The organism is Cupriavidus sp. 96C5-1, from assembly GCF_057798855.1.
This window is the reverse complement of the sequence record NZ_JBYOJU010000038.1, coordinates 1-18,959: the sequence shown is the minus strand read 5'-3', so window position 1 is coordinate 18,959 and position 18,959 is coordinate 1. Positions and strand designations below refer to the sequence as shown.

The window sequence follows — 18,959 nt, the reverse complement described above, 5'->3', positions numbered from 1 at the left end:
CCTCAGCCGCGACGGGCCGGAAACAGCCCCTGCGGACGTAGCGCGAGGACCAGTGCCATTAGCAGGTAGACACTCATCGAGGCGAGCGCGGGGCCGGCCGCGTCGGCAATCGAGCGCTCGGCGATCTGGCGCAGCAGGAGAGGCAGGAATACCCGTCCGAGCGTATCCACGATGCCGACGATGAGTGCCGCGTACAGAGCACCGTTGATAGATCCGATGCCGCCGATGACGATCACCACCAGCGTAGTGATGAGTACCGGCTCGCCCATGCCGGATTGGACGGAGAGCACCGGGCCTGCCATCGCACCTGCAATCCCTGCCAGCATCGCGCCTACGCCAAAGAGCATGGCGTTGAGCAGTCCGATGTTGATGCCCAGCGCAGCCACCAACTGTGGGTTCTGCGCACCGGCGCGGATCAACATGCCGACGCGCGTCTTGTGGATCAGCAGGTACGATCCTAGGGCTACCAGCAGTCCAGCGACGATGATGGCGAAACGGTATGAGGGATAGGTGAAGCCGACGATGTCGACCGTTCCGCTCAGGACCTCTGGCACCGGCACGAACAGCGGCTGCGGGCCCCAGACCAGTCGCACAGTTTCGTTGAAGAACATCACTAGACCAAAGGTCGCGAGCACGTGATCCAGGTGGTCGCGCCGGTATAGGCGGGAGACGATCGTTACCTCAAGCACCAGTCCGAGGAACAGGGCCGATCCCGTCGCCGCCAGGATCGCCAGCGCGAATGAGCCGGTGGCTCCGTAGACGACGGCTGCCGCGTAGGCGCCAAGCATGTACAGCGAGCCGTGAGCCAAGTTCACGAAGCTCATGATTCCGAACACCAGCGTCAGCCCAGCCGCCAGCAGAAACAGAAGCACGCCATATTGGAGACCATTGAGCAGCTGCGCCAGCAGCAGTGTTGCACTCATCGTTCGCTCCTCAAGGCAACGTACACTGCGGGGCGTACGGATCGGTGTGCGCAGCCAGCGGCGTGCCGATCAACTTGGTCGCGAGCTTGCCGGCATCCCGCGTTGTCTCGAATGCGTAGTAGTTCTGGATCGGCATGTTGTTTTTGCCGAATCGGAAGGGTCCGCGCACCGACTTGAACTCACTGCCGCCGGCTTTCACTGCGGTCGCGAGCTTCTTGGTGTCTCCTCCCGCTTTGCGCAAAGCGACGTCCAGCAGGTTGGCTGCATCGAAGCCGATCGCCGCGTAGAGACTGGGAATGCGTTTGTACTTTGCCTCGAAGGCGGCGACGAACCTGCGGTTCTCCGGTGTGTCCAGCGCTGCGTCGTACATCGCGCCGCTGATTGTCCCGGCGGCTGCATCCCGCAGCGACGGGAGCGTCGTGCCGTCGACGGTATAAACGGAATACAGCGGCAGCTTACCGACGAGCCCGGCCTGGCTCATCTGCTTGACAAAGTTGATGCCCATGCCCCCCGGATAGAACGCGAAGACCGCATCAGGCTTCGCGGCCTGCAGCTGCGCGATCTCGGCCGAGTAATCGGGTTGATTGACCTGCGTGTAGACTTCGTCGACGACCTGGCCCTTGTAGAAGCGCTTGAATCCAGCCAGTACGTCTTTGCCGGCTTGGTAGTTCGGCGCCATCAGGTAGATCCGCTTGATACCGCGGTCCTGCGCGAATTTGCCCATCGCCTCGGCTGCACCGTCGTTCTGCCACGCAAGCGAGAATACGTTGGCCTTGCATTGCGCCCCAGCTAGCGGCGAAGGGCCGGCATTGGTGGCAATGGCCACCACGCCCGACTCGGCCAGACGTGGCAAGCTGCCCATCAGGACGTTGGAGAACGACAGACCGACGATTGCGTCGACCTTGTCTCTATCGATGAGCTTGCGGACAATCTGCTGGCCGACCTCGGGCTTGAGCTGATCGTCCTCCTTGATCACTTTCACGGAATCGCCGCCAAGCTTGCCTCCGAGTTGCTCAATGGCCAGCATGAAACCGTCGAGCTGATCCTGGCCCACCAGGGCTTGGGGACCCGAGAGCGGTGCCACCAGACCGATGGTCGTGGCCTGTGCAGCGGCGAAGCTGCAGGCGATGGTGGCGGTGAGCGCGACGGCTCGAAATGCTTTGAACGTCATTCTTGTCTCCTTTTATATATGTACCAGCGGAACCCGTGGCGCCCGTCGAGAACGACGCCGGGTTTAAGCGGCTGAGCGTCAGTCGAGGCGTAGGAACACGCGCCGCCCCTCGATCTTTACGGGGTAGCTGTGCAGCGCATCTGTGACCGGATCGCACAAGGGCCTGCCGTCGCGCACGTCAAACTTGCCCTGGTGAAGGGGGCATTCGACCTCATGACCGTCGAGGAATCCGTCGCACAGGCGGGCATTGCCATGCGTGCAAAGATTGTCAGTCGCGTAAACCGCTGTGCCAACCGTGTAGATTGCGATGTCGCGGCCCGCGACTTTGACGCCGAGAACGTCATCAGAGGGCAAATCGTCGGCCGACAAGGCGTCGATCCATTGGGGGGCGCTCATGGTCACCTCAGATTGGGTAGATGATCGAGTTAGAGATCATTTCGCTGTCGTAAATGCACTCACGCGATGCGAACTTCAGCCCGGTAGATGTTCGTTCGACCGTATCGAGGTAGCGGCCGACATTGAACACCGTGGATGTATCCGACAGCTTGGTGCGGAAGACGGCGTAGTTCGCCTCGCAAGTAAAGCGCCCGTTCTCGACGCTGCGGATCACCGGGTTGCCGACCACGTGTCGCTGATAATACGGATCGTGAAACAGTGTTTCCTTGATGCCGTAGACACGGTCTTTCAGCATGCCCTTGCTAGTGAACGACAGGGTTGCAAGAGGGAGGCCGCGTTCGTGGTTTTCGCGTGGCTGCAGGCGATAGACGCACTGGTCGGTGAAGAACTCTGGCCAAAGATCCCAGTTCCCCGAGTCCACCGCGCTCGCGTAATCCGAGTAGAGCTGAGTCAGGGCGAGCCAGTCTTCGAAGTTGACGTTCGTACTCATTGCTCAGGCCTCCATCACGGTGCGCCAGTAGTGGTACATACCGCGGATCAGCGTCTCGGTCACCATGTGCTCGGTGTTCTCTACCTCGCGACCACCCAGTTCAGCGACAGTGCGGTGAAAAGGCTTGCTCTCAAAGCCCTGCTGGGAGAATTCGATTACCTCGCCGTCGTCAGCTGAAACGAAGCCAGCCGGGCCGAACAAGTTGGCCTGTCGCAGGCGGCGCTGCGTCATCTCCTCGGTGTCGTCGTCGAAGCCGAAGTGGGTCCAGACGAAGTCAAAGCTGCCGTGGCCGTTGGGCTGGATGTGGCGGGTCGAGACACTGTTGACCTGCTGCTGCAGGATGACGCTAGGGAAGATGGTTGTCATCACCGCGGTTGGGCCGCCCCACCAGGGCTCGGGCACAATATCCAGGAAGCTGGCATCGTTGAGTTGCATGCTCTCCTTGAAGCTGGACACCTGAGTGACCTGCTCGGCCTTGCCTGCCTGGCCGCGAGTCGAGATCATGGCCGCGTGGCGATGGCGGTCGTCCATCCTCAATTGCGACCTGTTGTCGGCGCGCCAGAGTCCGAAGGTGACGAACCAGGTGTGCAGTAGACCCGGATGGTATGGGTCCTTGATGTTCTCCTGCATCAGCTTCCAGTTGCCCGGGATGCGCTGGCGGTTATAGCCGAGGATCTTCAGCTTGCGACCATTGAAGAGTCGGTCGAAGTAGCCCAGGATCGTTGGCCCAAGATAGTCCTCGATTGGCTCGACCTCGTGGTCGAAGGAGGCAAAGACGACGCCACCGCGGGTGGCCACTTTCAGTTTGGTCAGGCCATGGTCTGCGGTGTTGAAGTCCGCAGGCATACCGCCATGGACCTGGCCGTCCTGCTTGACGCCGCGACGGAAGGGCACACCCTGCAAGTCGCCCTTGAGCGTGTAGCTCCACTGGTGGTATGGGCAGACAAAGTCCTTGCGGTTGCCGTGGCGCTCGCGGCAGAAGCGCATGCCCCGGTGGGCGCAGACGTTCTCGACGACGCGGATCGTGCCGTCGGCATCTCTAACCATGATTACCGAGCGTTCCCCGACCACGGTTCGCTTGTAGTCGCCGGGATTCGGCACTTCTGCCTCGAGTCCGACGTAGCACCAGTGATCTTTGTAGAAGAACCGCTCCAGTTCCCGCTTGTAGAGTTCCTCGCTGGTATAGGTGAGAAAGGGAATGCGGTGGGTTCCGTCCCCTTCCCAGCGGGGCTCGCGCGGGAAGACCGTCGACGTCTCGCTCATGTTGTCTCCTTTGTTTTGACGTGGTGTGGTCAATTACGCCTCGACCTTGACCGCAATCTCGCCTAGGCCGGCAATGGCGCCGTGCATCGTATCGCCGGCCACGACTGCGTTAACACCTTCGGGGGTGCCCGTCATGAGGATGTCCCCGGGTTCGAGCGTCTCGTACGCCGAGAGATGGGAGATGCACTCGGCCACGGTCCAGATCAGCTTGGAAACATCCGACGATTGACGCAACTGGCCATTGACGGCGAGTGTGATGGCCGCCGAACTCGGGTGCCCGATTTCCTCCACGCGGTGCAGCGCGCCGATGGGTGCCGACTGCGCGAAAGACTTGCCGAACTCCCAAGGGCGACCCTTGTCACGGGCTTCGAGCTGGAGGTCGCGCCGGGTCATGTCCAAGCCGACGGCGTAGCCGTAGATGTGATCGAGCGCGTCGGCGATTGCGATGGCGCGTCCGCCCTTGCCGATTGCCACGACGAGCTCGATTTCATGGTGGTAGTTCTCTGTCATGGGCGGGTACGGCACGCAGGTCGGATGCGCGGCGTCCACGACAGCCGCAGCGGGCTTCATGAAGAAGAAGGGGGGCTCTCGGTCCGGATCCTTGCCCATCTCGCGAGCGTGTGCAGCATAGTTGCGGCCGACGCAGAAGATGCGGTTGACCGGAAAGCGCTCGTCACGACCTGCAACGGTCAGCGAATACAGCGGTGGGGGCACGACGGCGAGTTTCATCGGATTCTTCCAGAAGAGATATCACAGGCGCTGCTCGCGCCAGAGGCCGAGCGCTTGCTGCATTGGGCGGTCGGAGAAGCTGAAGAGCAGGGCGGTGCGGTCGGCGCGCATCTGCAGCGTGTGCCACGAGGGCACGACGAAAACGTCGTTCTCCTGGATGCGCCAGGTCTGTTCGCCAACCTTCACTTCAGCGCTGCCCTCGAGGCAGACGTGGACAGTGCCGTCGGAGCAGCGGTACGGCTCCGTCTCGAAGCCTGCCGGGACCCATTGCGCAAAGGAACCGATGGTTGGCATCGGCGAAGCGCCCGTGGCGGGGTTCACGTAGCGCAGCTTGAAGCCGTGGTACGCATCGGGCGTGCCGTGCGCGATGCCCAGTAGCGCCGCGCGCGTGCGCTCGAAGGGGTAGACGAAGACGCGGGTTGGTTCGGCCGGCTTAGGCTGGTAGTCCAATGGCATCATATTGGCTCCGTAGCGGGCCAACGCGTCGCCCTCCGGCCGCTGCGGCTGCTGGCACGACTGCTCGCTTTTCTCGGCGAACCCGGCATCCAGGAAGCGGACGATCGGGATGTCTAGCCCGTCAAGCCAGACAACCGGCTGCTCGCCAAGATTTCCGTGGTCGTGCCAAGTCCAGGCCGGAGTGATGATGAAGTCGCCGCGGCGCATGGTGGTGCGCTCGCCATCTACCGCGGTGTATGCGCCTTCTCCATCCAGCACAAGGCGCAGCGCGGACTGCGTATGACGGTGCGATGGAGCCACTTCACCGGGCAAGATCAGCTGCAGGCCGGCGTACAGCGACTGCGTGATACTGGATTGCCCGCGCAGTGCGGGGTTTTCCAGGATGAGGACCCGACGCTCAGCTTCCTCGGCAGTGATCAGCCGCCCGGCCTCCAGCACCTGTTCGCGCAGTTCGGCATACCGCCACAGGGCCGCGTGCGCCGGGGAGCGGGGCTGAGATGGCACCAGCGCGCCGAGTACCTCCCACAGCGGTGTCATGTTTTGCGACCCGATGCGATCGTAGTAGGCGGCGCGTTCGCGCGTGGCCTCCGGCGAGAGCTTAGCTGCGTGCAAGAGGTGTCTCCTTCAGGTGCCCTGCGTGTAGAACGCGTCGGCGTAAATGTGGGTAGGTGCAATGCCTTTGCGCTTGGCCAGCACCGACGCGGCCTCGACCATGGGTGGTGAACCGCAAAGGTAGGCTCGCCAGCCCTGCAGGCTGTCGATGTCCTGCTCGATGGCCTCCGTGACCAGGCCACAGCGTTGATGGCGAGGGTCTCCGCCCGAGGTGACGACGACATGCAGCTTCAGGGCGGAATGGCGGTTCGCCAACTCGCGCAGCCAGTCGAGCCCGTACACGTCGCGTTGCGACCGGACGCCGAGGTATAGATGGATGGGGTTGACCATCCCGTCCGTGATCGCGCCACGGAGGATGGACAGGATGGGGGCCAGACCCGTACCGCCGGCCACGCACAGCATTGGACCTTCGTGCTTGCGCCGCAGGTAGGCTGAGCCCAGCGGCCCGCTGACTCGGATCGCATCGCCGACTTTCAACTCATTGGCGACATAGCCGGAAACTCTGCCACCGGGTACGATGCGCACGTGGAACTCCAAATTGCCATCCGTCGACAGGCCAGCCATCGAATACGGACGGATCTTGTCGGGCGCGAACTGCAACTGAACGTATTGCCCGGGAGAGAACTCGATTGGCTTGGCAGGCTTGAGGACCAGGCGCTTGATGTCGTGCGTCAGCGTCTCGATCGACTGCACGCTCGCTTTGACGATGCGAGCCGGATGGACGACGACCTCGTCGGGCTCCGGGATCTCGATCGTGCACGGCTCGGTCACGAAGGTCTGGCAGGCCAACACGTATTCGTCGCAGGCTTCGAGGGGGCGCTGCTGCTGGCGCCCCCCGTCAAGAACTTCTCCTTCCATCACTTTGCACCGGCAGGTGCCGCAGCGCCCCGCCATGCAGCTGTAGGACATCGGCACTTGGGCGGCACGGAGTGCCTCAAGCAGGTTGGCGCCGGGCTCGACGTGGATAACGCGTTGAAGGGGCTGTATTAGCAGTTCCATGGCTGGAATGATGGACGCCATCGAGCAATCAGCCAATGGGATTTGGGAAATGTGCTATATCACTATCAGTGATGAATCACCTCCCCTTGTAACGAGACTACGGTGGAAGAAGAATGTCGATACCGGCTTGGTACGGTGTGTTTTGTCCCAACCGGCGCGCGCTTCTTTCGACCGCTATCACTCATCCGAGATGGATCTGACTTATGGAACTCCAGGATCTGGACCTTAATCTCCTCGTCGTCTTCAACCAACTGCTGGTCGAGCGTCGCGTCTCGAGGGTCGCCGACAACCTGGGAATCTCGCAGCCAGCCGTTAGCAACTCGCTGGCCAAGCTGCGCAAGCTTTTTGGCGACGAGCTGTTCCTGCGCACGGCAAAGGGGATGGAGCCGACCCCCTACGCAGACCAACTCGCCGAGTCCGTGAGCTATGCGTTGGCGATGATCCACAGCGGCATCAACCAGCGCAGCAGCTTCGATCCTGCTAGCGCCAGGCAAGCTGTGACGATAGGGATGACCGACATCGGAGAGATTTACTTCCTGCCCGCGCTCATTGAGCGGATGGGGCGCGAGGCGCCGGCGATGACGCTGAGCACCGTGAGGAATACGGCGATCAATCTCAAGGATGAACTGGAGGCCGGCAAGGTGGATCTGGCCATTGGCCTGCTGCCACAACTTAAGGCGGGCTTTTTTCAGCGACGGCTCTTCACACAGAGCTACGTCTGTGTGATGCGCCGCGGGCACCGACTCGACAAGAGGCGGATCTCGCTACCCGAGTTCACCGGCGCGGAGCACCTCGTGGTTGTCTCCGCAGGTACGGGACATGGCAAGGTTGACGAGTTGCTTCAGCGCAGTGGCGTCGAGCGAACCATCCGGCTGACAGTGCCGCACTACGTTGGTGTCGGACATATCCTGCACAACTCCGACCTCATCGCTACCATTCCCGAGCGACTGGCCGACCGACTGATCGAGCCCTTCGATTTGGTGACAGTCCCCCACCCCGCGAAGCTGCCGGACGTTGCGATCAACGTCTTCTGGCACGCAAAGTACCACCGTTCACCGGCGAACCAGTGGCTGCGTGGTGTCGTGTTCGATCTCTTCGGCGACAAGGCAGGGAGCACGCGCAAGGGGTAGCAAGCTAAGGCCGGGGCCAGTCGTATCGCGCTCGGGGGATTTCAAGCGTGCGGCAACACTGTAATATGAGCCGCCGCCGCGGGAGTCCGACCGCGGTGGCAACCCACGGAATTACCTGACGCCAGAGGCGCGGCAAGAATCGGTTGGGCAGAGGAAGTTGTTCGGCAGTACGCCCGGCGAAGCCGACAAGGGCGTGGCACGCACGGGAGGCGAGCACCGGGCGCGGGGACAATCAGAAGATGTGTTTGATGCCGATCATTGTGCCAAATTGGTTGCCACCTGCCTTGGTATTGCTGCCAGCCGCGCCGGTGCTGACCGACAGCGCAAGCTGGCCGCCGTTGTCAATGTAACCAGCCGTCGCGTAGACGGACGTCCGTTTTGATAGCGAGTAGGTGGCCCGTACCGCGCCAAGCCAAGCCTTGTTGGCGCTGTTGTTGTATTTCTGATAGTAGAGTTGCCCAGCAAGGCTAAAGCCTGGGGTAACGTCGTACGAAACGCCGCCATAATACATTTGGCTGTGCGCCGTGGAACTGGCCTCGTTGTTCCGGCTGATCACGCCGAGACCCAGCTTCGCTTTGGACAGCAGCATGTATCCGCCGAGCGACAGTCGGTCGTCCTTCAAGCTGCTCTTGACCAGGGCGCCGAAAGCGCCAGGTCCGCCGCGTAGCGAGTCATAGGCGGCGGCCACACCCCACCAGTTTGTCTCATACTGGAGTAGGGCTGACCACTCCCGGCAGGCCCGACTGTCCGCAGGATTCTCCCCTGCACAGTTGGTACCAGACGGGCTTGGGCCGGCATTGACGGTGTCACGGCCGAAGCTGTATGTTCCGCCAATAGTGAAACCTCCAAACTTGCCCTTGTAGGCAATGGCATTGTCCGCGCGGGCGTTGGGCAGGTAGCTATCCAGGGAGCTCGACCCATATACGTTCGGACCCAGGATATCGGAGTCCAACGTGGCCCAGAACAGCATTGTGTACTGGCGACCAAAGCTGATTTGGCCCCACTTGTTGCTCAGGCCGACGAAAGCCTGGCGACCGAACAAACGTCCGCCTTGGTTGGACGTGCCGGAGTCAGGCGCGAAGCCCGATTCGAGCACGAAGACACTTTTCAGCCCGCCGCCAAGGTCTTCGGTGCCACGCAAGCCCCAGCGCGAAGGGACCGTGCCAGTCAGTGTCGGCATACGTACCAAGCCGTCCTTGGCCGCTCCGACGTTGTTCACATACTCGACACCTGTGTCGACCACACCATAGAGGGTGACAGACTGCGCGGCGGCGAGCAAAGGGGTTGCGGATAGGATACCAACAGCCAATCGTCCAGGTTTCATATCTTGATGTCTCCTCTCGCTTCTATATTTTTTTGCTTACCTAATCGAACCTGCAATTTCGTATCGGAAATATGGATTTGGCTCCTCCAGATATCTAATGAAGTAAGGGAATAGAGAGTGCTAACGGACGGCCTCGGAAACGCTGAGCTCGGCAAACGCGGGACTCGCCTACAGATCAAGCATAAGTTCTGGTGTCAGGGATCGCGAGCAGCAGGGCGTGAACATATTGGCGGCCATGCGCTCGTCTTTGGTCAGATACTGATCTCGGTGGTCGGGTACGCCGGCGCAGATTCGCGTGAGGCACGTGCCGCAGATGCCTTGTTCACACGAGACTGGAATCGAAATTCCGGCGCATTCAAGTGCTTGCACGACTGACGTATCTCCTGCAATCGGGATCCGCTGCCCGCTGCTACGAATCACAACCGTGAACTCGGTTTCCCCTGTGCTTGGGGCTGCAGTGAATCTCTCGAAATGCACCTGTCCAGCCGGCCAGCCGACTCTGCCGCACTCATCAATGACATGATTGATGAACCCGGCAGGTCCGCAAACGTAGACATGCGTATCGCGTGGCGCGCGCCGGAGAAGCTCGGCCACTGTAGGTTTTTCCTGGCTCGGTGCTGAATCGAACCAATGGGAGACGTTCCCCGCTAGCGATGACGTTCGGATTTGCTCGAGAAACGCAGTGCGTTGAGGGCTACGCGTATAGTAGTGCAGGTGATAATTTGCGCGGCGCGCCTCCAAATGCCATGCCATCGCAATCAGCGGTGTTATTCCAATGCCGCCCGCGAGCAGTAGGTGACGCTGTGCATGGTCGGCGAGGGAAAACAGATTCCGCGGGAGGCCGATCGTCAGCACGTCGCCTTCAGTAACCTCCTCGTGAAGCGATTGGGAGCCACCACGCGTTGCAGGGTCCTTGAGCACCCCGATCAAATAGTGGTCACGCACATGCGGGGGATTGCAGAGAGAATACTGTCGAATCATTCCATTCGGCAGATGGACATCAATATGCGCGCCGGCCTGGAAAGCCGGTACCGCAGAGCCATCGACCGGTTGCAAGGCAAATATGCAAATGTCGTCGGCGTCGAACTGCTTCCGAACGACGCGTACAGTAGTGTTATCAGTGTCCATGACAGCGAGAGTCAGCGTGCCGGAGATGTCCGGCTTCCTACCACAGAGAAGGGAGCTAAAGCATTGGCAGCCGACCTTGGCAGCCGACTGGCAGAAATGCTAGTAGCGAAAATGACTGATCAATCGACGCTTGCGGGCTGTGCCGTTTGCCGCTCCGCTGCGATGAGTCGCTCGATCGCGCGGCGCATGCGTACAGGGCCTGCATCGATTGTGAGAAGCACCGGCTTCATTGCCCAGAAGTCCGTCTCGCCCAGCGCCGCTTGTTGTGCGTCAAGAATGGGCTTGTCTTGCTCCTCGAACGCGAAGCGCCGCATCTCGGCAAATTTGGCTGCTTCCGCATCGGTCAAGCGGGTGCCGGCCGGTAATGCTGCCGCAAAGTGATAATGCGTCGTATATCGCGTTTCCGGCGTGAGAATGTGGACGCCGTAATACCACCCGTGGTCCTCGCGCGTGGCGCCGACAGCGTGGACGCCAGAGTCCAGCAAGAAGCAACTGGGTGGCATCCACCGCATCTCCGTCCACATGTCGACCAGACCCTGGTCGCGCCGGTAGAGCATATCGAATACCCCGGGCACGCTGATGCCAGGCATCCACCGGCGGCAAACAATGTGCCCCTCGTCCTCGGTCAAGACCTGATCTGCGCCGACCTGTTCTGGACTGCCCAGGAGACCGTCGTGCAGGTAAGTAATGTGGCTGAGATCGAGTAGATTCTCGGCCATCAATTCATAGTTGGCCTTGATATGGATATACCCGTCCGTGCTCACAAGGTAGCCTGAGGAGGGATCCAGCACACTGTAGTCTGGAAGAAGAGCAAGATCCGCGGGGGCGTCTCCCATCCAGATCCAGAGCATTCCATGGCGCTCCTCCACCGGGTACGCGCGCACTTTGGCGGCTGCGGGAATTTTGCCGTCGCCATGAGGGTTCTTTACACAGGCTCCTGAACAATCGAAGCGCAAGCCGTGATATCCGCACTCGATCTGGTCGCCGCGAATCGTCCCGAGGTGAAGGGGAACAAAGCGGTGTGGGCAGCGGTCTTGCAGAGCCACCGGTGATCCGTCCTGCTTCCTATAGAAGACTACGGCCTCATCAAGCAATGTGCGATGAAACATCTCGCCAGCACGAACTTGATGCGTCAAACACGCCACATACCAAGCATTCTTGAGATAGGTCATTTGGGGTCTCCGCTGTTGTTGTGTCCGTTCAACGAGTTCATTCTATACACAAACAAACAGAGTGAGCGGTTTGTAAATGTAGGGGATTACCCGCCCGTGTTCTGGTATAATTCAACGTAAATAGCTGATTTTTATGGATTTTATGAGAGATTCCCGCGTCGAGCACCATGCCGGAACCTAAGTCTCCGATACGTCGAAGGACGTCCTCCACTGGAGGGGCAGCCGCAGGATCCGGCGTTCCAGTCCGCCGGTCACAGGAGACACGCAGCCGGGAGGCACGTGAGCGACTCCTCGCTGCGACTATCGACGTGCTCATGCGGCGTGGCTACGGTGGCTTGACGACCAAGGAGGTTGCCACCCAGTCAGGGCTCTCCAATGGCGCGCTGATGCACCACTTCGCGACAAAAGCGGAACTCGTGGTGGCAGCCACAGAGTGGATTTACGATGTGGCGACTGAGCGCGGTCAGCGGGTGGCCGAGTCGCCCGAAGCACGCGCGAATCCCATCGAGGGATTCATTGCGGACTGCGTGAGCGTATATCTGGATTGGCCGTTCACAGTGGCGTTGGAGGTACTGATGGTAGCGCGCACCGATCCCGAGTTGATGGAACGGATCATGCCAGTAATGATGCGCTATCGGCAGACGACGAACGCCCGCTGGCTGCAGGTGCTCCAGGCATCAGGCTTGGCCGCGAAGGACGCAGAGCGAGTTCTGAATCTCACGCTAAATCAAGTGCGCGGCATGGCCGTGCACCAGTTGTGGCAGACAGACGAAACCTATGCGCGAGTAAATCTTGACGATTGGAGGCGGCTCATTTCCGAGCACGTGGCGAGGAAAATTCGGGAGAGCGTGCGCTAACAACGCGTCGCCAGGCTTCCGCCAGGTCGCTCGTCGTGCGATTACCCGTGTCAATCAGCCTCTGTCCTTCGGAATATGAAAGTCGGACGGATTGAGGTAAGTGGCAAGCAACCTGCCAAATGCATTCAGCAGTGCATCTGAGTTCATGCCCGATGTGCCTGCCAGAGCGGGACAGATGATCCAGCCGGTTCCACGCCGTTTGAACATGCGCAGGTGTTTCGCCTGATCGGCTGGCTGCAACAGCAGTTCTTCGGCGACCACATCGCCGAGCGCGAAGGCTCGAATAAAGTCTTCCGTATGCCGATGGCCCAAGCACACCACGAGCTTTGGCTGCCAACGCGTGCAGATGTCGGACAGAAAGCGAAAACGCCCGCCATGGCGGCAAAGGTCCAGGTAGCGCTGCTTGGGTACCAACTCCCTTTGTCCGCGGAACACCTTGGACCAAGGCGTTAGGCCATCGAGATGCAATGGCAACGGAAACAGGCTCAGCTTGAACTCGGCGCCCCAGGGCCCATACAGCTGCTGTTCGTAATACTGCTGGCAGTCCGTGGCATACAGGGGGAGGCCCAACACTTCGGCGCGAGCCGCCGCCATGATGCGGGCAATATGCTGATGGCCCAGCCATCTTCCGAGGCTCTCGCGATACGTTGTGCGAAACGCTGTATCCCATGCCGGAGGGGACATGCGCGGCCTCAGCGGCGCGGTCAGATGTTCGAACCACGGATGTGGGCTTCCGTCGCAGAACCACACCGACGCCCCCGGATTCCCCCCTTCCATCCCGACATACGAAGCAAAATAGCCGTCCAATTCCGACCTAGTAAACACGGCATTTTTCATACTGTTCCCCTTACAGCTTAATGCGCCCCGCTAACTCAGCGCTCCAACGTGCTGATCTGCCACCTAACCCGCCGCTGGCGGCGTCTCGCCGGATACCAAACGAGACATGGGCGCGGATGAAGTGTTCCGCTTCAAGGAGTTTCAGGTCTTCCCGAATTGTTTGCCGGTCAGCCCGACTCCAAGTCATGGATCTAGTGGCCCGGAATTCCTGCTTTGGACTCGGCTTGGTTCGGGGTCCGGGTCAATGCGGTGGAGGCTCACTATGGTGCGGAAAGGGATAAGGCGGTCAGCCGTGCGCCCGGATGGGGAGGGAAATCCGATGCGTCCAGCCGCCGCGCCAAGTAGGCTCCCAGCGCGTCAAGAAGCACATTGGAACTCAGCCCTTTGGGGCCGCCGAGTGAAGGACTGAGCACCAGCGCAGTTCGTTCATGTTCAAAGACATACAGCGAATGAGGCACATCTGCAGGCTGCAGAATTTCCTCAATTCCATCGATACCTTCGAAGCCGAACGCACGCAGATAATCGTACCTGTGCCGTTGGCCCAGGCACAGGATGATGCGCGGTTGATGCTGATGGCGCAGCTTGGAGATGAAGCGAAATCGGCCGCCATCGCGGCACAAGTGCAAGTAGGCCGATTTGGAGCGCAGGACGGAATCTTCTTCGAACGCCTCGTTCCATGGCCGGCTGGGACGTGGATTATCTGGAAATGGAAAGAGATTCAGCTTGAACTCCCAGCCATGCGGCGCATAGAGATAGTGGTAGAAATACTCCGTCGCGTCGATTGGGCTATGCTCTGGCGCCAGGGTCGATGCGTGGGCCGCTGCGATGACGCGCGCAATTCGGTAGTGCGTTTGCCATTGCTGGAAGAAGTGAGCATTGGCCCGACGAAAGGCGGCGTTCCAGGAGCCGGGCTGCTTCTCCGGGCGCAGTGCTTTCAGCGGTGGCACGCAGCTGAACAACGGAGCCACATCGCACACCCAGAGGGCAGCATCGGGATTGCCGCCATCCATTCCAATGAACGACGTAAAGACAGCATCAAGCTCCGTACGGCCCGGTGCTGATAATCGAATCTGCTGCATCCCCCTAACCTCCAAGAGAGCGAACTATTTTTTCGCCCACCTTCTACTTACCACCGATTCTTAAACGATTGAGCGCCCGCTATCCTCGTATGGGTCAGCAGCAACTGTGTGGACACGCTACAAATAGCTCATAGTGAAAGCCAGAATGCTGCTGGCTGTTCCAGGACCGACGGTTGCTGCAGTCTGGTAATAGCGCGCCATGAGCGGGACGGCGCAACTGCCCCCGGTGCTGCCGTTGTAGCCCGGGAATGTCTGGGCTGCCCCAAGGGGAAACGGGGTACCGGAGCCGCCGAGCATCTGCACGCCCCTGGCAGAGGACGTGTATCCGGCGCCACGATGGAATTGGCCGGATTGAAAGCGGGTGTGACTGCGTCAATCTGATACCTGATGCGGGAATAGGTGCCGTAGGAGGTTGCAGGTGCGCCGTTGTAGATCCACTGGAACGACAAGCTGATATTGGCGCCATTGACGTAGATTGGAAACAGGGTCGAGCTTAAGCCCGGCTGAGGTTCGATGTTGTCGCGAACCCCGGTCGGGGAAGACGGGTTGCATGTCAAGTTGGTACTGCCCACGGGGGACACATCCGGGGACGTCGCAAGGGTTGTAACCGGGGCCGCAATCCGGGCGACGGTAATCGGAGTGGGAACTGGCATCGTGATGATCCGCCTGTCGCTGCTCGTCAAGAACGGGCAGATGGCCGCGACCGGCCCCGAGCATAGCGACAGGAGAACGGCAAGGGCACCTGCGCTTGCCCAGGCCCTAAGCCAGGTAGGATCGTCAACTTTGCACATAGCCGTTTCCCACATGCTTCGCACATTATCGGGCTCCTGTATTCGAATGGGATCAGATCAACGTCGTTCGACCACGACAGGTGCATCTCCCAAGGATGCTCTCGGCAGCTCGAGGCAACACAGGCCGTCCCGATACGCTGCCGCAGTCGATTCTCTTGCTCGGCCAACGCCATGCAGTGCCCGCTTGGCGATCGCCGACCTCCCCCTGGGTATTGCCGCCGGCAGACGCTACAGATAGGTCATGGTGAATGTCATCACGCTGTTGGCCCTGCCAGGCCCCACCGCAGATCCCGTCTGGTAGTAGCGGGCCCTGAAGGGGATGGTGTAGCTGCCGCCGGTGCCGCTGTTGTAGCCGCTGAAGGTCTGGGCGCTGCCCAGGGGAAAGGGGGTGCCGGAGCCGTTCAGCAACTGCAGTCCGACGCCGCTCGCGGTGGACGAGGCATCCAGCGCTACAACGGAATTCTGCGCGTTGACAATCGGGGTGACCGCGTCGACCTGGTAGCGGATGGTGTTCATTCCCGTCGGGCAATTGTTCAACGCAAGGTTGAAGTTGACCGAGGACGCAAACGTATTTGGGCCGCTGAATTCGGAGGTCCGGTGCGTGCCCAGGTTGACTGTGATGTTCGGCGTGGTGCACGCCAGCACGGTGAATACCGGATTGCCAGTTACCGTCACTGGAAGGATATTGCTGACATTGGCAATCGGGCGTTCGGACATCCCGATGTGGGCAATGGCGCCCAGGGACACCGTACCCGGCGTGATGGGCCCCGTCTTCACGAAGGCGAATGCCATGCCGGGTCCGAAGACGTAGTTGAAGAATGCGGAGCTGGACGCGATGCTGCCGTAGCTTTGCCAACCGGTGGAATTGAGTCCCGATTGCCCGTACCAACCGCTTGGAAGATTGGAGCCGATCTGCATGATCAATCCAACGCCAGCGAGGTTAGTATTGAATACCTGGTAGGTAATTCCGTTCTCCGAGTACGTTTGGCCGGAGGAGGAAAGCAGTGACTGATACACCGGGCCGACGAAGGTGTTGCTCATCGTTTCGTTGCAGCTCCAGACATTTGGATAGTTTGTCTGGAAGCTCGTGAAGGGGGTGATCCGGGTGCCTGTCGGCTTATCCCGCGGAATCGCATAGGTTCCGGTTGGCAGAGTGAAGGTGAGGGCGCTGTAGCTAGTCACGCACGTCAAGAAGCCGAGGGCGGGGGAGCAGGAGGCCACCAGCCACAGCAGGATGGCGGTCTTCAGGCAGATGACGGATCGCTGGATGTTCGGGCTGGAAGTGCGTGGCTCTCGGGAAAACGAAGGTACCATCATTGTGCGCATCATTTGCAGACCAATGCCGTTGCGGAATAGGAGGGAGCGCTGCCGCTGGCCCGTCTCGGGCGGGCTGTAGGCCATCGCGCACTGTTCAGGCAGGCGATGACGCAACGCCGTCTGACGGTCGCGGCTATTGGTAACTCATCGTGAAAGTCGCCAGCCCCTTTACTGTCCCGGGTGTGACTGGGCCAGTCGAAATATACTGTGCGGTCAATGGAATGTGAGTCGTGCTGGCGGACGCACCCACCTTCCACTGATTCGGATTTCCGGCCGCTGCCGAATCGGGGCCATAGCTGACTGCCGATCCGCTGCTATTCAGTACGCGCAGCTTCACCCCCGACGCGGTCGAACCTGTGGCAAGCGTCAGGTTGCTGCTCGTGTTGCCGGTATTGGTTGCATCGGTAAGAGTCACATAGACGCTGGCGCCGGCTTGGCATGATAGTCCGATGTCGAAGCGGGTGTTGCCGGTTGTCGTGCCGACGGGGCTCAGCGCGCTGGCCCTGACGGTCGGCAGTGCGACGCCGACCGATGGCGTCGTCACAGTGCAGGCGGCTGCGACGATCAACGTGTTGTTGACCGAAATCGTCGCCTGCGGCGGCGAAGTCTCGTTCACCGGGATATTGTGGCTGACCAGCGTGAGCAGCTGCGGAATGTTGACTGGGCCGCCACTCCCCACCTGTGCCGCGGTTTTGATCAGTTGATAGGTGAATGTGAAGTTGCCGGTGAACGAAGCGCCGGTCGTGATCGGCGGGGCGAAATCATCCCAACTGCCTACATTGAGGTTTGACAACCTCCTGTTGTTGTAGGTCACGTCGATCACCCGGATGCCGATGCCTGCGACCCCGGTATTCCAGACGCCCGTCACCGGGCTGCCGGTCAATTTTGGGTAGTACTGGAGATACCAGCCGCTGTTGGGCGACCCCGGATTCGACGGACAGGAGGCGGATACCGTCGACGATTGGAGCGGGCCGATCGCGGTGCCGACCGGTGTGTCGCGCGGCACGGTGACCGTGCCGAAGCTGATCGCTGCCGAGCCGGTGATCGTGCATTGCAGGGCCGCTTCTGCGGGCAAGCTGGCGGCGAGTCCGGCGCACCCTGCCGTGCACAGCGTGACGAAACGGAACCACTTGCGCAGGACCGCGCGTGACAGAGAATGGATCATTGTGAATGACCTCCGGCTGGTGAAACCTCCGTTGCCTCGTTCAACGTGCAGTCTCGCGCCGCACACCGCATCGATGCGCGCATCGGATCCGCGATCTTCGTCCCTGGGCGGCAAGCGATAGGCGAGCGCGTATTGCGTCGGCCGCATCGACCCTCTTCCAGGCGACATCCCCTGATCGGGGACACCCCGCACGAAGATCCGGCTGTCCTGGCTGATCGCACCGACGCTTCGCTGCGTGGCGAGAATTCGCAGAGATAACCCAAGCTCCATCGACGGCTTTCCGGGCGATGCACCTTCTTGTCCCTGTGTCGGCCCGCTATCGACAAGCTGGCAGCGCCCCTCCGTCGGTCCCGGCCGAAATCGGGCGGCTTGCGGGCAAGAACGACCATTGCATTCGTGGATATCATTTGCAGACCATTCCCGTCGTCGAATAGGGCGCGACGCTGCTAGTGGCCCCCGCAGGCAAGCTGTAGGCCACCGAACACTGCTCCGATGGGGCGCCGCCCCACTTGACGGTCAGCTCGCCAGCGTCCTTGTGCAATCTGCGCGCGATGATGCGGCTGGCCTGCGCCACGGTGCCAACGCTTTGCCCGCTGACATCGAAAACCTCTGCGCCGAAGGGCAAGGGCTTGCCGTCGCTGGTCCTGGCCTGGAGGATCGCCGTGCGCCCCGTGTTCTCGGTTTCGAACCGCAGCCTCACGACGGCACCTGCTGTTGGTGCGACGTGCTGCTCGGTCGATTTGAGTTCCACATTCAGTGGCAAGCCCTTGGGGTCGATCTCGACGGCGTTGCTGGCGAATGGCGTCAGGCTGGGGACCACCGCACGGCCCCATGGATCGATGCGCAGGCCGCTGGCATTGGCGACGCGGGCGCCGATGGCATCCCTCGCCTCGACGATCGCCAGCGTGTCGCTCATGCTGGGCGCGAAGACGACTCCGCCCGGGTAGGCGACAATCCCGCCGGAGATGCCGGCGCCGACCTGCCGGTAGACGCTGCTCCGGCTCGCGTTGACGTTGACCGAGGCGACGGGCGATACATAGGAGGCATTGCCGCCCACGCTGGTGACATCGCGGGTATCACCGCCACCGCTGTGGCCCACGTTCATGCCGTAGGTGAACGC

General features: G+C 60.9%; 18 protein-coding genes. 2 read left to right on the top strand and 16 right to left on the bottom strand.

Annotated elements, in window-relative coordinates; translation table 11 throughout:
• Nucleotides 1–2: 2 nt before the first annotated feature.
• The 8 genes from AC3FOF_RS32085 to AC3FOF_RS32050 form a co-directional block, all read right to left on the bottom strand.
• Entirely contained in the window at nt 3–923 is a 921-nt protein-coding gene (locus AC3FOF_RS32085; protein ID WP_488728885.1) for a branched-chain amino acid ABC transporter permease, read from the bottom strand.
• 10 nt (nt 924–933) lie between these two features.
• Nucleotides 934–2,094 carry an ABC transporter substrate-binding protein gene (locus tag AC3FOF_RS32080; protein ID WP_276264612.1) on the bottom strand — a complete coding sequence of 387 codons (1,161 nt, stop codon included), beginning with the start codon at nt 2,092–2,094 and terminating at the stop codon, nt 934–936.
• A 78-nt stretch (nt 2,095–2,172) separates the two neighbouring features.
• Nucleotides 2,173–2,490: a non-heme iron oxygenase ferredoxin subunit gene (locus AC3FOF_RS32075; RefSeq protein WP_488728884.1), complete on the bottom strand. Its 318-nt coding sequence runs from the start codon at nt 2,488–2,490 to the stop codon at nt 2,173–2,175.
• Between the two features lie 7 nt (nt 2,491–2,497).
• Nucleotides 2,498–2,980 (bottom strand): aromatic-ring-hydroxylating dioxygenase subunit beta, encoded by a 483-nt coding sequence (locus tag AC3FOF_RS32070; protein WP_488728883.1) that lies wholly within the window; start codon nt 2,978–2,980, stop codon nt 2,498–2,500.
• A 3-nt stretch (nt 2,981–2,983) separates the two neighbouring features.
• Nucleotides 2,984–4,243 (bottom strand): aromatic ring-hydroxylating dioxygenase subunit alpha, encoded by a 1,260-nt coding sequence (locus tag AC3FOF_RS32065; protein WP_488728882.1) that lies wholly within the window; start codon nt 4,241–4,243, stop codon nt 2,984–2,986.
• Between the two features lie 33 nt (nt 4,244–4,276).
• Complete coding sequence (locus tag AC3FOF_RS32060) at nt 4,277–4,972, bottom strand: fumarylacetoacetate hydrolase family protein (RefSeq protein WP_488728881.1); 696 nt, start codon at nt 4,970–4,972, stop codon at nt 4,277–4,279.
• 21 nt (nt 4,973–4,993) lie between these two features.
• Nucleotides 4,994–6,040, bottom strand: coding sequence for a gentisate 1,2-dioxygenase (gtdA, locus tag AC3FOF_RS32055; RefSeq protein ID WP_488728880.1), 1,047 nt, complete (start codon nt 6,038–6,040; stop codon nt 4,994–4,996).
• 12 nt (nt 6,041–6,052) lie between these two features.
• Nucleotides 6,053–7,039 (bottom strand): 2Fe-2S iron-sulfur cluster-binding protein, encoded by a 987-nt coding sequence (locus AC3FOF_RS32050; RefSeq protein ID WP_488728948.1) that lies wholly within the window; start codon nt 7,037–7,039, stop codon nt 6,053–6,055.
• 203 nt (nt 7,040–7,242) lie between these two features.
• Between AC3FOF_RS32050 and AC3FOF_RS32045 the strand changes: the two genes are divergently transcribed.
• Nucleotides 7,243–8,169: a LysR family transcriptional regulator gene (locus AC3FOF_RS32045; protein ID WP_488728879.1), complete on the top strand. Its 927-nt coding sequence runs from the start codon at nt 7,243–7,245 to the stop codon at nt 8,167–8,169.
• A gap of 232 nt (nt 8,170–8,401) precedes the next feature.
• Here AC3FOF_RS32045 and AC3FOF_RS32040 read toward each other — a convergent pair whose 3' ends face one another.
• From AC3FOF_RS32040 to AC3FOF_RS32030, 3 genes are all read right to left on the bottom strand, one after another.
• Entirely contained in the window at nt 8,402–9,493 is a 1,092-nt protein-coding gene (locus tag AC3FOF_RS32040) for a porin (protein WP_488728878.1), read from the bottom strand.
• A gap of 168 nt (nt 9,494–9,661) precedes the next feature.
• On the bottom strand, nt 9,662–10,621 hold the full coding sequence (locus tag AC3FOF_RS32035) for a PDR/VanB family oxidoreductase (RefSeq protein WP_488728877.1): 960 nt from the start codon (nt 10,619–10,621) through the stop codon (nt 9,662–9,664).
• Nucleotides 10,622–10,740: 119 nt separating this feature from the next.
• Complete coding sequence (locus AC3FOF_RS32030) at nt 10,741–11,793, bottom strand: aromatic ring-hydroxylating dioxygenase subunit alpha (protein ID WP_488728876.1); 1,053 nt, start codon at nt 11,791–11,793, stop codon at nt 10,741–10,743.
• A 167-nt stretch (nt 11,794–11,960) separates the two neighbouring features.
• On the opposite strand from AC3FOF_RS32030, the gene AC3FOF_RS32025 reads away from it, so the two are divergent.
• The gene (locus tag AC3FOF_RS32025; RefSeq protein ID WP_488728875.1) at nt 11,961–12,650 is read left to right on the top strand and encodes a TetR/AcrR family transcriptional regulator; all 690 of its coding nucleotides are present in this window, start codon (nt 11,961–11,963) and stop codon (nt 12,648–12,650) included.
• Between the two features lie 54 nt (nt 12,651–12,704).
• Here AC3FOF_RS32025 and AC3FOF_RS32020 read toward each other — a convergent pair whose 3' ends face one another.
• The 5 genes from AC3FOF_RS32020 to AC3FOF_RS32000 form a co-directional block, all read right to left on the bottom strand.
• On the bottom strand, nt 12,705–13,487 hold the full coding sequence (locus AC3FOF_RS32020; RefSeq protein ID WP_488728874.1) for a transcriptional regulator: 783 nt from the start codon (nt 13,485–13,487) through the stop codon (nt 12,705–12,707).
• Between the two features lie 260 nt (nt 13,488–13,747).
• Nucleotides 13,748–14,566 carry a transcriptional regulator gene (locus AC3FOF_RS32015; RefSeq protein WP_488728873.1) on the bottom strand — a complete coding sequence of 273 codons (819 nt, stop codon included), beginning with the start codon at nt 14,564–14,566 and terminating at the stop codon, nt 13,748–13,750.
• A 1,019-nt stretch (nt 14,567–15,585) separates the two neighbouring features.
• The gene (locus tag AC3FOF_RS32010) at nt 15,586–16,758 is read right to left on the bottom strand and encodes a fimbrial protein (RefSeq protein ID WP_488728872.1); all 1,173 of its coding nucleotides are present in this window, start codon (nt 16,756–16,758) and stop codon (nt 15,586–15,588) included.
• A gap of 49 nt (nt 16,759–16,807) precedes the next feature.
• Nucleotides 16,808–18,109 carry a fimbrial protein gene (locus AC3FOF_RS32005; RefSeq protein WP_488728871.1) on the bottom strand — a complete coding sequence of 434 codons (1,302 nt, stop codon included), beginning with the start codon at nt 18,107–18,109 and terminating at the stop codon, nt 16,808–16,810.
• Between the two features lie 133 nt (nt 18,110–18,242).
• A partial coding sequence (locus AC3FOF_RS32000; protein WP_488728870.1) for a fimbria/pilus outer membrane usher protein occupies nt 18,243–18,959 on the bottom strand: 717 nt, incomplete at its 5' end.